Origin of the sequence: Micromonospora narathiwatensis, assembly GCF_900089605.1 — a bacterium.
GTDB lineage: Bacteria > Actinomycetota > Actinomycetes > Mycobacteriales > Micromonosporaceae > Micromonospora > Micromonospora narathiwatensis.
Genome location: NZ_LT594324.1, coordinates 2941953 through 2956118 on the forward strand (window position 1 = coordinate 2941953; position 14166 = coordinate 2956118).

9 protein-coding genes are annotated in these 14166 nt (G+C 70.4%); 6 read left to right on the forward strand and 3 right to left on the reverse strand.

What is annotated here, in order from left to right; translation table 11 throughout:
• Positions 1–71: 71 nt before the first annotated feature.
• Complete coding sequence (locus GA0070621_RS12755) at positions 72–2117, reverse strand: S8 family serine peptidase (protein WP_167666850.1); 2046 nt, start codon at positions 2115–2117, stop codon at positions 72–74.
• A gap of 468 nt (positions 2118–2585) precedes the next feature.
• Here GA0070621_RS12755 and GA0070621_RS12760 point away from each other — a divergent pair, with 468 nt between their 5' ends.
• The 3 genes from GA0070621_RS12760 (at position 2586) to corA (ending at position 6598) form a co-directional block, all read left to right on the forward strand.
• On the forward strand, positions 2586–3167 hold the full coding sequence (locus tag GA0070621_RS12760; protein WP_091195017.1) for a LemA family protein: 582 nt from the start codon (positions 2586–2588) through the stop codon (positions 3165–3167).
• A gap of 16 nt (positions 3168–3183) precedes the next feature.
• The gene (locus tag GA0070621_RS12765) at positions 3184–5061 is read left to right on the forward strand and encodes a DUF2207 family protein (RefSeq protein ID WP_091195018.1); all 1878 of its coding nucleotides are present in this window, start codon (positions 3184–3186) and stop codon (positions 5059–5061) included.
• 391 nt (positions 5062–5452) lie between these two features.
• The gene (corA, locus tag GA0070621_RS12770) at positions 5453–6598 is read left to right on the forward strand and encodes a magnesium/cobalt transporter CorA (protein ID WP_091202306.1); all 1146 of its coding nucleotides are present in this window, start codon (positions 5453–5455) and stop codon (positions 6596–6598) included.
• A 54-nt stretch (positions 6599–6652) separates the two neighbouring features.
• Here the strand turns inward: corA and katG are convergent, their stop codons facing one another.
• Positions 6653–8884, reverse strand: a complete 2232-nt coding sequence (gene katG, locus GA0070621_RS12775) for a catalase/peroxidase HPI (RefSeq protein ID WP_091195020.1) — start codon at positions 8882–8884, stop codon at positions 6653–6655.
• A 33-nt stretch (positions 8885–8917) separates the two neighbouring features.
• On the reverse strand, positions 8918–9322 hold the full coding sequence (locus GA0070621_RS12780) for a Fur family transcriptional regulator (protein WP_091202307.1): 405 nt from the start codon (positions 9320–9322) through the stop codon (positions 8918–8920).
• A 392-nt stretch (positions 9323–9714) separates the two neighbouring features.
• On the opposite strand from GA0070621_RS12780, the gene GA0070621_RS12785 reads away from it, so the two are divergent.
• From GA0070621_RS12785 to GA0070621_RS12795, 3 genes are all read left to right on the forward strand, one after another.
• Positions 9715–10653: a serine hydrolase gene (locus GA0070621_RS12785; RefSeq protein ID WP_091202308.1), complete on the forward strand. Its 939-nt coding sequence runs from the start codon at positions 9715–9717 to the stop codon at positions 10651–10653.
• 203 nt (positions 10654–10856) lie between these two features.
• Complete coding sequence (locus GA0070621_RS12790) at positions 10857–12731, forward strand: Xaa-Pro dipeptidyl-peptidase (protein WP_091195022.1); 1875 nt, start codon at positions 10857–10859, stop codon at positions 12729–12731.
• 290 nt (positions 12732–13021) lie between these two features.
• Positions 13022–14104, forward strand: a complete 1083-nt coding sequence (locus GA0070621_RS12795) for a ribosomal eL19 family protein (RefSeq protein ID WP_157739955.1) — start codon at positions 13022–13024, stop codon at positions 14102–14104.
• Positions 14105–14166: the final 62 nt, after the last annotated feature.

Genomic DNA, 14166 nt, shown 5'->3' on the forward strand with positions numbered 1-14166 from the left:
AGGTGGCGGCATCCCTCTTCCCGGGATGCCGCCACCTCGGCGATCTGGATCAGTTGCCGTTCGGACGAACGCTAGTTGAACAGGAAGTTCGCCGAGTGGGTGGTGCCGTCGACGAGGGTGACCTCCAGGCGCCCGCACGTCTTCGCCAGCGACTTGTCCGTCTTCCAGACGTACTGGTACTGCTTGCTGACCGGGTCGTACGTCAAGGTGCTCGCGCCCGCGGTGACCGTCTCCACGGCCACCTCCTGCTGGGCCGACGTGTCACAGGTCGTCGCGCGCAGCTTCGGGAAGCCCGCGGCGAGGATGCCCAGGCCCTGGTCGCCACCGAGGCCGAACTTGACCGGTACGGCGCTGCCGGCCTTCACGACGTTGACCTTGTCGGCGCTGACCGGCGCCCCGAAGGTGCGCCAGTCGTAGACGACCTGGTAGGTGACGCTGACCGGGGCGGCCTTGTTGCCGGCGCGGTCGCGAGCGCCGGAGCAGGTGGCGGTGAAGTATCCGACGCTCGGTCCGCCGGTAACGGACAGGGTGGCGGACGCGGCGACGCCGCTGCTGCCGTCCGTGGTCGAGCAGCCCGGCGTCACCGGCTGCCCGAGGGTGATCTGCTCACCCTGGGCGACCCCGGTGACCTTGACGGTCGGCGGCGTCACGTCCTCGTCCTCGGTGACCGCCTTGTAGGCGTTGACCAGGCCGTAACCGAAGAAGCCGTTGACGTTCGGGTTGTTCGGGTCGACCTTGCACCGGCCCTGGGTGTAGTCGGTGCCGGAGGTGGGGCAGGCGAGCGGAATGGCCTGCTTGCGCAACAGCTCCGCGATGTAGTCGGGGGTGGCCCCGGGGTGCTTCGACACCAGCAGCGCGGCGACGCCGGCGACGTGCGGCGAGGCCATGGAGGTGCCGGAGAGCGTCCGGTAGCTGGCCACCCCGGTCGACGGCGAGGTGGAGTAGATGCTCGATCCGGGAGCTGCCACGTCCACGGCCCCGAGCCCGAAGCTGGAGAACGACGAGCGCGCCGGCTGTGTGGTCAGACCCGGGTACCACGGCCCGACCGCGTTCGCGGGGGCGGTGGGCTGGGTGGTCGACGACACCGACACCACGTTGGGCAGTTCCGTCGGCAGGTTGAGGCAGCTCGGGTCGAGAGTGCGTCGGACCGGCTTGGTGTCGTCCGGGCTGGTGGTGTCGACCGTCTTGTTGGCGAGGTCCTGGTTCTCGTTGCCCGCCGCGGCGACGTTCAGGATGCCATTCTCGGTGGTGTAGTTCACCGCGCGCCGGACCGCCTCGACGATCGCCGCCTGGTCGGCCTGGCTCTCGCACCAGTACAGCCACGGGTCGATGTAGTAGCTGTTGTTCGTGACCTGGATGCCGTGCTCGGCCGCCCACACGAAGCCGCAGATCGCGTACTCCGGGTAGATGAAGCCGTCGGAGTTGACCACCTTGATGGCGGCCAGCTTCACGCCGGGTGCGACGCCGACGATGCCGACGCCGTTCTTCGCCGAAGCGATGGTCCCGGCCACGTGCGTGCCGTGGTAGTCGGCGGTGAGGCTGGTGGGCCGCCACGCGCCCGGCGTGGTGTCCGGAGCGCCGGTACCGACGCAGTTCACCGACTTCGACTGGTCCACCACCGGGGCGAGGTCCTGGTGGTTGGCGTCGATCCCGTCGTCCAGCACGCCGACGGTGACCGTCGAGCTGCCCAGGTTGACCTCGTGGGCCGCGCGCGCCCCGATGAGGATCATGTCGCTCTGCCGGGTCGCGTTCTCCAGGGCGTCCGGCTCGTACGCGTCGAGTTCCGCGGTCTCGTCCGTCATGGCGGGCAGCGCGGCGGTCCGGGTGGCGCCGGCGGAGTGGACGGCAGCGCCGTGCGCGACGGACTTCACCTTCTCGGCGAACGCCGGGTCGGTGGAGCGGGCGATGACCACGCCGATCTGCGCGTACGAGGCCATCACCTGACCACCGGCCTCGGTGACCGCGGCGGCGGCGTCGGTCGTCTGCGCCTTGCCGACGGCGTTGACGACGTAGCTGAGGTTGGGACCGTCCGCCGCCGCGGCGCTCGGCGCGAGGACCGCACCGAACGCCGCGACGAGGCTGGTCGCTGTTGTGACGATAAGGGATCGTCTGCCCAACCTGGAATGCATTCCGGGCCTTTCGAAAAGAGGGTGAGGGGGTCACCCGATCTTGAGTTGAGCGATCATAGGGTGAATTTTCAGCGGAATGCACTCGGCTGGACGGCTGATGACCCTGCCCAGGTGAACACCTAGGTTCCCGACGGATCGGGAACCCCAGAAATCGAAATACGCCGAGGAATGTTGGCGATCGGTGCTTACGGGAGCTGTTTGCCCTGGGGCGGTTGGGACGACGATTCCGCCGCCCCGACCGTTCGCCTGATTGCGCCGGGCGGCCCGGCTGCGCATGCTCGTGGCAGTTGGGACGCTGGTGGTGGCGACCCGTCGCGGCCGGCGGCGGTGACGGGCGGGACCAGGGGTCGGGGCCCCTGCCCGGTACGGAAGTCCGATGGCCGACAGCCGCACGTGGCTACCGGCTGCGCGCCCGCATCATGATGCGGACACGAAGATCCAATGCGGGAGTCACAGATGGGCAGTGGCGTCATTCTGGGCCTGGTCGGCGGGCTGTTCTGCCTGCTCGTGGTGGCCGTGATCGGCTGGGCGCTGGCCGCGTACAACCGGCTGGTGCGCCAGCGCAACCAGGTGCAGGCCTCCTGGGCACAGATCGACGTCCAACTCAAACGCCGGTACGACCTGATCCCCAATCTGGTGGAGACGGTCAAGGGCTACGCGGCGCACGAGCGCGGCACGCTGGAGTCCGTGGTGTCCGCACGCACCGGCGCGATCCAGGCGGCCGGGGCGCCCGGCGTGGCCGACCGCGCCGCTGCCGAGAACGTCCTGACCCAGGCGCTCGGCCGGCTCTTCGCGCTCGCCGAGGCGTACCCGGACCTGAAGGCCAACCAGAACTTCGCGGCCCTGCAGGGCGAGCTGGCGCACACCGAGGACAAGATCGCCTACGCGCGGCAGTTCTACAACAGCGCCGTCCAGACGTTCAACACCACGGTGCAGTCCATTCCCACGAACATCATCGCGGGCGTCGGTGGGTTCCGGGCGATGGACTTCTTCGAGACCTCCGACGGCGAACGCGTCCCCGTCCAGGTTCGCTTCTGACGACGCAGAGCGCGCGATGGACCGGCGCCTGCTCCTCGACCTGGCGGTGAGCGCGGTCGCGCTCGCCGGCTGGTTCCTCGTCTACGGCATCGCTCGGCTGGTCACCCGGCCGGCCAGTCCGGCGCCCGCGCCGGCCACCCCGGAGCTCGGTTCCGAACCGCCCGCGGTGGTCAGCCTGCTGGTCAATCGCTGGTCGATCACCGAGGACGCGGCCGAGTCGACGCTGCTCGACCTCGCCGCCCGCGGCTTCGTCGAGCTGCGCCAGCCGGGCAACGACCCGATGCAGACCACGCTGCACCTGCCGCCGGCGCCGCCGGACGACGGCGGGCTGCGGCCGTACGAGCGCCGGGTGCTCGACCGGGTGCGCGGGCTCGCGGTGCACGGCGTGGTACCGCTGACCGCGCTGACCTTCCGTGACCAGGCGCAGGCCAAGGCGTGGAACAAACGGCTGCGCAGGCAGGTCGTCGCGGACGCCCGGACGGCCGGACTGTCCCGGCGGCGGTTCGGTCCGGCGGTGACCTCCCTTCTGGTCGCCGCCGCGGTGGTCGCCGGGGTGGCCGTCGGTCTCGCCGTCCTGCACTACGGCGTCTGGCACCAGGAGGACGACAATCCTGGTCTCGCCGCCGGTCTCGTCACGTTCGCCGCGCTGACCGCCATCGCCGGGGCCTCCCCCGGCGAACGCGACACCGCCCTCGGCCGTGAGGTGGCGGCGCGGTGGCTCGGCGTCCGCGCCTGGCTACGCGGGCACGAGCAGTTCGACGAGCTGCCGCCGGCCTCGGTGGCGATCTGGGACCGATATCTGGGCTACGGCGCCGCCGTCGGCGCGACCCGCCTGGCCAGTGCCGTCCTCGACCTCGGCATGGGCGACCGGACGCTGGTCTGGTCGTCGTTCGGCGGCACGTGGCACCGGGTGCGGGTGCGCTACCCGCGCGTCTTCGCGCGCTACGGCCGGACGGTGCCGAGACTGCTGCTGCCGGCGGTGATCAGCATCGCGGTCGGTGTATTCCTGCTGAAGGTGTTCGGCGGCTCCGTCGACCTCGTACCGTCCGCAACCGACCAGGTGGACCGGACGCTGATCTTCGTGGCCGACGGCATCGTCGCCGTGGCGCTGCTGTCGCTGGTGTCCGGGGGCTACAAACTCGTACGCGGTCTCGCCGACCTCGCCACCGAGCGCACCATCACCGGGGAGGTGCTCTGGGTGGAGGTGTGGCGCTCGACCGCGCAACGTGACAACCGACCGTCCCAGCCCTGGCTGCACTATCTGGCGGTGGACGACGGAACCGGCGACCGCACCACCGCCTGGGCGTTGCCCAGCCAGTGGGCGGCCGGCTGCCACGACGGCGACGCCGTCACGATCCGGGTACGGCCCTGGACGAGGCGGGTGGTCAGCCTGTCGGTGGTCGGCCAGGGCCGCTCGCGACAGTTGACGGAGCCGGTCGGGTCCGACGACACCGATGACCTGCTGCCGGCGAGCGGACTCCGCGCCGGCTCCGGACCGGCTCCGTCAACACGACCGGCGGAACTCTTCACCCCCGAGGAGGTCGGGCAGGCGCTGGATCTGCCGGTCCTGCCCGCCGAACGGCTCGACCTGCCCGGCCCGCTGGCCGGCGCCCAGTTCCGCTCGGCCACGGACGGCCAGCCCGTCCTGATGGTCCAGGCGGTAAGCGGGGCACCGGGACGGTGGGTCTGGCGACTCCACTCCCGGGGGCAGGAGCTGCCCGGCATCGGCGACGGGGCGTACGCGTCCGGCGAGCAGGTCGTCATGCGGGTCGGCGACAGTACGGTGGTGGTGCGGGCCGTCGGCGACGCGCGCGGCCAAACCGGCCACCTGCCCTGGCTGCTGACCCAGGGCGCCACACGGCTGTCAGCCGGGCACGACGAGGCGACCACCTAACCCGAGCCGACCCGTCGGCACCCTCCCCGCCCCCACCCCTCCCCGCGATCTTGCAGGTTCTGTCGCCGATGGGAGGCTTTTGTCCGGCTTGACTCGACCGAAAGTGCAAGATCGCGGGGAGGGGTGGGGTGGGGAGGGGGCGGGGTTGGTCTATTGGGGCGGGTTGCGGGTACACCTCAGGGAGTGGTCTGGGGCGGGTGGGTAGACTGCGGCGCACGAAGGCGTGCGGCGGAGCGTGCGGCGGAGGGAGGTGGTACGCGATGGGCAATGAGCCCCCCAGTACCACCGGCATCCCGAGCACCACCACCCCCGCGACCGCCGTTTAGACAGCAGGTGCCGTCGGCGGACTGTCGGGGTGTGCCCCCTCTCCACCGCCCTGAGGGAGACCCTCATGCCTGCGAAGCGCCGCACGTTTCTGCTCCCCACCGCCCTGAGCCGCCGACGGGTGCACGCCGGCCGGCCCGACGCCACCGCACCGGCCACGGACGCGACGGTCGCTGCCGCCGCCCCGCCGGACAGCCGGCTCATCGACAGCGCCGTCTACACCAACGGCCACCGGTACGCTTCCCCGAACAGCCTCGCCGAGACCTACCAGTGCCTGCACGAGCAGGACGGTGCGATGGCCTGGATCGGGCTCTACCGGCCCAACGCCGACCAGATCGCCTCCCTGGCCGAGGAGTTCAAGCTGCACCACCTGGCCGTCGAGGACGCCATCACCGCCCACCAGCGGCCAAAACTCGAACGCTACGGGGACACTCTCTTCGTGGTGCTGCGCGCCGCCCGCTACGACGACGCACGCGAAGAGGTCGAGTTCAGCGAGCTGCACCTGTTCATCGGGCCCGGCTTCGTCATCACCGTCCGGCACGGCGAGGCGCCCGACCTCGCCGCCGTTCGCCGGCGGATGGAAGCCGAGCCCGAGATGCTCGCCCGCGGCCCCGAGGCCGTGCTCTACGCGGTCCTCGATCAGGTCGTCGACGGGTACGCGCCCGTCGTATCCGGCCTAGAGAACGACATCGACGAGATCGAGACCGAGGTGTTCGGTGGCGACCCGAAGGTCAGTCGCCGCAGCTACGAACTCAGCCGCGAGGTCATCGAGTTCCAACGGGCCGCCCGCCCACTCCTCGGCGTGCTGAACGCCCTCAGCACCGGCTTCGCCAAGTACGGCACCGAGGAGGAGCTACAGCGGTACCTGCGCGATGTCGCCGACCACCTCACCCAGGTCGTCGAACGCGTCGACGGGTTCCGGCACCTGCTGCAGAACATCCTCACCGTCAACGCCACGCTCGTGTCCCAGCAGCAGAACGAGGAGATGCGCAGCCTCACCGCCGCCAGCTACGAGCAGAACGAGGAGATCAAGAAGATCTCCTCGTGGGCCGCGATCCTGTTCGCCCCCACCCTCATCGGCACCGTCTACGGGATGAACTTCGACAACATGCCGGAGCTCAAGTGGCACCTCGGGTATCCGTTCGCGATCGCCCTCATGGGCCTTGTCTGCCTTGGCCTCTATCTCATCTTCAAGCGCCGCAACTGGCTCTGATCGGCGGGCCCGGGCATCCGGGCCGGCCCACCAGGGCCGGCCCGGACGACGGGATCACGCGAGGTCGAACCGGTCGAGGTTCATCACCTTGACCCACGCGGCGACGAAGTCCCGCACGAACTTCTCCCGGGCGTCGTCGCTCGCGTAGACCTCCGCGAGCGCGCGAAGTTCCGAGTTCGAACCGAAGAGGAGGTCGACGCGGCTGGCGGTCCAGGTGACCTCGCCGGTGGCGGAGTCACGACCCTCGAAGGTGTTCGCGTCCTCGGACGTCGCCGTCCACGTCGTGCCCAGGTCGAGCAGGTTGACGAAGAAGTCGTTGGTCAGCGACCCGGGGGACGTGGTGAGGACGCCCAGCGACGACTGCTGGTGGTTCGCACCCAGGACGCGGAGACCGCCGACGAGCACCGTCATCTCGGGCGCGCTCAGGGTCAGCAGGTTCGCCTTGTCGACCAGGAGGAACTCGGCCGGCAGGCGGTGGCCCTTGCCGAGGTAGTTGCGGAACCCGTCCGCGGTCGGCTCGAGCGCGGCGAAGGACTCCACGTCGGTCTGCTCCGGCGAGGCGTCCGTGCGGCCCGGCGTGAAGGGTACGTCGACCACGTGGCCGGCGTTCCGGGCGGCCTGTTCGACGGCCGCCGAACCGCCGAGCACGATCAGGTCGGCGAGGGAGACCTGCTTGCCGCCGGTCTGGGCGGCGTTGAACGCCTCCTGGATCCCCGTCAGGGTGTTCAGCACCCGCGGCAGTTCGTCGGGGTTGTTGACCTCCCAACCCTGCTGCGGCTCAAGGCGGATGCGCGCCCCGTTGGCGCCGCCACGCTTGTCGCTGCCGCGGAACGTCGATGCCGACGCCCACGCGGTGGAGACAAGCTGGGACACGGAAAGCCCCGAGTCGAGGATCTGCCCCTTGAGGGTGGCAACGTCCTCAGCGTCGACGAGCTCGTGCGTCACCGGCGGCAGCGGGTCCTGCCACAGCAGCGTCTCGGCCGGGACCTCCGGGCCGAGGTAGCGGGCGATCGGCCCCATGTCGCGGTGGGTCAGCTTGAACCACGCCCGGGCGAAGGCGTCCGCGAACTCGTCCGGGTCGGCCAGGAAGCGCCGCGAGATCTGCTCGTAGACCGGGTCGAACCGGAGCGCGAGGTCGGTCGTGAGCATCCGCGGCTCGCGGCGCTTCGACGAATCGTGCGCCTCGGGCACCATGTCGGCGCCCGCGCCGTTCCTGGGCCGCCACTGGTGGGCGCCGGCCGGCGACTGCGTCAGTTCCCACTCGTACGCGAAGAGGATGTGGAAGAACTCGTTGTCCCACCGGGTCGGGTGGTAGGTCCAGGTGACCTCGATCCCGCTGGTGATGGTGTCGGCGCCCTTGCCGGTGCCGAAGCTGTTCTTCCAGCCGAGGCCCTGCTCCTCGAGCGGGGCGCCCTCGGGCTCCGGGCCCACGTGGTCGGCAGGACCCGCACCGTGGGTCTTGCCGAAGGTGTGGCCACCGGCGATGAGCGCGACGGTCTCCTCGTCGTTCATCGCCATCCGGCGGAACGTCTCACGGATGTCCCGGGCCGCGGCGACCGGGTCCGGGGTGCCGTTCGGCCCCTCCGGGTTGACGTAGATGAGGCCCATCTGCACCGCGGCGAGCGGGTTCTCCAGCTCCCGGTCGCCGGTGTAGCGCTGGTCACCGAGCCAGGTGGTCTCCGGGCCCCAGTAGACGTCCTCGTCGGGCTCCCAGACGTCCTCGCGGCCACCGGCGAAGCCGAAGGTCTTGAAGCCCATCGACTCCAGGGCCACGTTGCCGGCGAGGATCATGAGGTCGGCCCAGGAGATGTTCTGGCCGTACTTCTTCTTCACCGGCCACAGCAGGCGACGCGCCTTGTCGAGGTTCCCGTTGTCCGGCCAGCTGTTGAGCGGCGCGAAGCGCTGCTGACCGGCCCCGGCGCCGCCGCGGCCGTCGCTGATGCGGTAGGTGCCAGCGCTGTGCCACGCCATCCGGATCATCAACGGGCCGTAGTTGCCGAAGTCGGCCGGCCACCAGTCCTGCGAGGTCGTCAGGACCTCGGCGATGTCCTGCTTCACCGCGGCCAGGTCGAGGCTCTTGAACGCCTCGGCGTAGTCGAACCGCTCACCGAGCGGGTTGGCCACCGCGGGGTTCTTGGCGAGGATCTTCAGGTTGAGCTGGTTCGGCCACCAGCCGCGGTTGCCACCGCCCTGGGTCGGGTGCGGGGCGCGTCCGTGCGCGACCGGGCAGCGGGACTCGCTCCCCGCTTGCGCGTCGTGGACAACGGCGTCGTGGTTCTCGGACATCGGATTCCTTCCATGACATGGCGGATCGAAGGGTCAGGAATTGCTTGCGGGGGAACAGTCGGGGCACACGCCCCGGTAGACGACCTCGGCCTCGTCGATCGAGAATCCGTGATCGTCGGACGCGGTCAGGCAGGGCGCCTCGCCGACGGCGCAGTCGACGTCGACGATGCGACCGCAGGACCGGCACACGACGTGGTGGTGGTTGTCCCCGACCCGCGACTCGTAGCGCGCCACGGAGCCGGGCGGTTCGATGCGCCGCACCAGCCCCGCGACGGTCAGCACCCGCAGCACGTCGTAGACGGCCTGGTGGGAGACCGTGGGGAGATCTCTCCGCACGGCCTCGAGGATCGAGTCGGTGCCGGCGTGCGGATGCGCGTGCACCGCGTTCAGCACCGCCACCCGGGGACGGGTCACGCGTAACGCGGCCCCGCGCAGCATCCGCTGGAAGTCCAGGGGCGTGGCCACGTCCCACAGTCTGGCCCGCTTTCTGGAATCAGTCAAGAAAATGCCCGGCTCATCACACCGGGCTCGCGCGAGGTCACGCACCGTCGTAGGCGTTCGGTCGCCACCGCGGGGACCCGGACGATCGCGGCGTCCCCGGATCGTCCTATGGGGACGGCGGATCCGGACAGGGTCCCCTATGGTGGCCGGACAGGACGGGCGCGGGTCGGGCGGCAGGCTTGCCACTCACCCCGCCGACGTCTGAGGACCGTTTTTCCGCGTTTGGGACGGGAGAGTTACGAGTGGCGAGCAAGGTGAATCGTCGGACCGCACTGGGTCTCGGCACGGTGGCCACCGCCGGTGCCGTACTTGGGGTGTCGGGTCCGGCCATGGGGGCACCAGGCAGCGCGACCAGTGGCGCGTCGGACACCGGGGCAGCCGGCTCCCCGGCGAACCGGGTCGCCGAGGCGTACCAGCGGGAGAAGGCCCGGGCCGGCGGGAACTGGTACGCGTACCTGAGCGTCGCGGGCGGCGGCGGAGCGCCGCAGGTGGCCGTACAGGATAAGGCCGACGTGGTGGTCGAGGCGTACAGCGTCAACAAGATCGCGGTGGCGGTCGCGGTGCTGGACAAGGTCGACCGGGGCCTGCTGACCCTGGACCAGCGGGTGGAGGTCACCGCGGCGATCGTGGTGCCCGGCGGGGACGGCATCTTCGGCCTCGACAGCGCCTACCCGAGTTCGGTGACCCTGGGGCACGCGCTCGCCGCGTTGCTGACCATCTCGGACGACACGGCGGTCCGGCTCTGTGGGCTGGTCTGCCCCGCCGCCGAACTCAACCAGATCCTGGTCGCCAAGGGCTTCCCCAACACCCAGGTGGAACCGGTCGCCAACCCGAACCGGTTCTTCCTCGGCACCAGCACCGCCCGGGAGACCCACAACCTGTTGCAGGCGCTGGTCGCCGGCACCCTGCTCTCGCCCGCCTCGACGGCCTTCCTGATCAACGTGCTGCGTGCCCCGATCGCGTTCACCGACGGGATCCGCCGCACCATGTCGTCCGACGAGCGGGCCCGGGTCGCCACCAAGGCGGGCTGGTTCGCCGACGCCCGCCACGAGGCCGGGATCATCTTCAACGCGGCCGGCGCGCCGGTGCTGACGTACGTCCTGTTCGCCGACGGGCAGGCGGACCCGGACAACTTCGGCGCCACGCACCCGGCGGTACAGGCCCGGGCGGCGATGGGTCCGAAGTTCCTGGCGGCGGTGAGCGGGGTGACCAACTCCGCCGTGCCGACCCGCCGGCCGCGGGCCTACCGGCCGACCAACGGCGGCTGAACCGGCCGGTCCCGGTCCGTTCGGCACCCGGTCAGCCGCTGCCCGGGCCCACCGTCGGTGGGTGGGCCCGGGCAGCGCGTCACGCGATGCCACGCCGCCGGACCGAGTTCGGCGTGCGCTTACGCCCCGGCGGTCATCGACCGCGATGACTGGCGCAACTACCATGGTTGCCCCCGGGACCGCCCCCATCACGGGAGGAATCCATGCGTTCACCGCGCCACCGCGCACTTCTCGCCTCCGCACTGGCCGTCACGTCGGTCCTGGCCGCACCCGCGGCACCGGCCGGCGCCGCACCGGTGCCGTCACCGGGCATCGTCGTCAGCGACGGGCTCACCCAACCGGTGTTCTCGTTCGCGGATGCCATCGAGGAACGGGTGTGGGTCGAAACGCCTCTCGACACCGACCACGACGGCGTGCTCGACCGGGTCGTCGCCGACATCTCCCGCCCTCGGGAGACCGCCACGGCGGGATTCAAGGTCCCCGTCATCTTCGAGCACAGCCCGTACCGCAAGAACACCTGGGACGACGTTCCGTACCCGAGCGTGCTGGTGGACGAGCTGCCGCAGACCGGGTTCAGCCGGCGGTTGAGCGCCCGGTCGCAGCCGGTCGGGATCCAACGGGCCAAGGCCAACCTGCCCGGCTCCCTCGACGACTACTACGTCCCGCGCGGGTACGCGGTGGTGCTCGGGCAGAGCATCGGCACCGCGGACTCCGACGGCTGTCCGACCAGCGGCGACATGGCGGAAACGCTGGGCGCGAAGGCGATCATCGACTGGCTGGGCGGTCGGGCGCGGGCGTTCGACGCCGCCGGTGACCCGGTCACCGCCGACTGGACCACCGGAGCGGTGGGCATGACCGGCGTGTCGTACAACGGGACGCTGCCCAACATGGTGGCCACGACCGGTGTCGAGAACCTGAGAACCATCATCCCGGTCTCCGCGATCAGCAACTGGTACGACTACTACCGGGCGAACGGGCTGGTGGTGGCGCCGGGCACCTTCCAGGGCGAGGACCTCGACATCCTGGCGCAGTACACCGCGGGCCGGGCACGCGCCGAGGGCAGGTGCGCCGACGAGATCGCCCGGCTGACCGCGGAGCAGGATCGGGCCACCGGGGACTACAGCGAGTTCTGGCGGACTCGCGACTACCTGCCCGGCGTCAAGGACATCAAGGCCAGCGTCTTCGTCGTGCACGGGCTCAACGACTGGAACGTGAAGACGGAGAACTTCGCCGGCTGGTGGGACCGGCTCGCCGCGGCCAAGCTGCCGCGCAAGATCTGGCTGCACCAGGGCGGGCACGGCGGCCCGGGCAACTCGGCGACGGTGACCCTGCCCGGCGGGCGGGCGTGGACCTACAAGCAGACCGAGAACCGCTGGTTCGACCACTGGCTGTGGGGCGTGCCGAACGGCATCATGGACGAGCCGAGGGCGGTCCTGCAGCGGGAGGACCGCTCCTACACCACGTACGCCAACTGGCCGGACCCGGGCGCACGCGAGGTGACGCTGCGGTTGACCGCCGAGAACGCGACGGAGCCCGGCGGCCTGACCACCGCTGGCGCCTCGGATCAGCCCGTCGGGCAGTCCTTCGTGGACGAGGGCCGTACGATCGGCCCGGCCGCCCTGGTGGCCGGTCCCGACTCGGCCAGCGCCAACCGGCTCGTCTACCGCTCGCCCGTGTTGACCCGCGACGTGCGCCTGTCCGGGCGGCCCGAGATGCGGTTGCGCATGTCGATCGACAACCGCGCCGACGCGAACCTGTCCGTCTACCTGGTCGACTACGGCGCGCCCGGCTCGACCGCGCCGCCGTTCGTGGTGACCCGGGGCTGGATGGATCCGCAGAACCGGACCGGCTGGTCACACACGACGGCGGTCAAGCAGGGGTCGATGTACGACTACCGGTGGACCCTGCAACCGAAGGACTACGTCTTCGCGGCGGGGCACCGTATCGGGGTGGTCGTCTTCTCCAGCGACCAGGAATACACGCTGCTGCCCCTCGGCGGCACCCGACTGACGGTTCAGCCCGGCGCCAGTCGTCTCACGCTGCCGGTCGTCGGCGGTCGAGCGGCCGTCGGCTTCTGATCCGCACCGCCGGCCCGGACGGTTCGCGAGCCGTCCGGGCCGGCATACGCACAGTGGCGTCGAGGCGATTCCCCGTCGAGGGAAAAGGCATCCTCGCGCAATTCCCGGCGGCGGTTTGGTGCGAGTTCGACGCGGAACGCCGGCACGCCCATACACATTCATAGACGTAAATGCATGTCGGGCGGCCGCATTTTCCTTCATCTGCCCAATAAATCTGGTGATTGATGACAGTCGATGAGCTGTTCGGCAGCATTCTGGGCACCCGGTCCGCTACCCGGAAGGTAGGGAACATGTCCACAAGACTGCTCCGCGGCCTGGCCGCAGTCGCCGTGATGACCGCGGCGACGCTGGTCACGGCGGGCACCGCGAGCGCCGCCCCGGCCACCCTCACCGCGTCGACCAGCGCCGTCATCGGAAGTCCCGCACAGCTCAGCCCGGACCTGGCCCGTAACGTCGCGGGCAACGGCGCCGACGCCCGGCAGCAGGCCCTCGCCGCGTACTGGACCCCGGCCCGGATGAGGGCGGCCAAGCCGGACACCGAACTCCCCGCGGTGAAGGCGGCGCTCGCCGACAGGGCCCGGAACCAGGCGACGAGCGCCACCCGTCCGCAGGGCCCGTCCGGCAGCGTGGCGCCGGTCGCGCCCGCCACCGAGCCGAAGGCGAGCGGATCCACCGTCGCGCCGTCGGACATGTCGACGCAGGCCTACTACCCCAACTACCCGGTCGGCCACCCGGTGGCCCGCACCTCCGGCAAGGTCTACTTCACCCTCAGCGGCGGCAACTACGTCTGCTCGGCGACCATCGTGAACACCGAGGGCAAGTCCGAGGTGTGGACCGCGGGTCACTGCCTCACCGGCAACCGGGTGTGGGCGAGCAACTGGACCTTCGTTCCGAACTACAACAACGGTTCGGCCCCCTACGGCTACTGGTACGCCACTCAGCTCTGGACGACCACGGCCTGGTTCAACAACAACAACGACTTCGCCAACGACGTCGGGTCGGCGGTGATGGCCCGCAGCAACGGCTGGCGGATCACCGATTACCTCGGCGGTCAGGGCATCGCCTGGAACTACCCGATCGGCCAGTACGACTACGCCTTCGGTTACCCGGCGGCGTCTCCGTTCAACGGCGAGGTGCTCACCGCGGAGAACGGCTCCACCTACGACGGGGGTGGCGGCACCATCTACATGGTCAACTACATGACCGGCGGGTCGTCCGGCGGCGGTTGGCTGATGGCGTTCGACGGCAACTGGGGTTACCTCAACGGGCACAACGACTTCAAGTACAACACCCTCCCGCAGTACATGTTCTCGCCGTACTACGGCAACCAGGTGGCGGATCTGTACAACACCGTACGGAACATCTCCAGCTAGTCGCCGAACGGACGGCGCCGGGTCCGCTCGGACCCGGCGCCGGTTCGTGGCACGGACGTCGA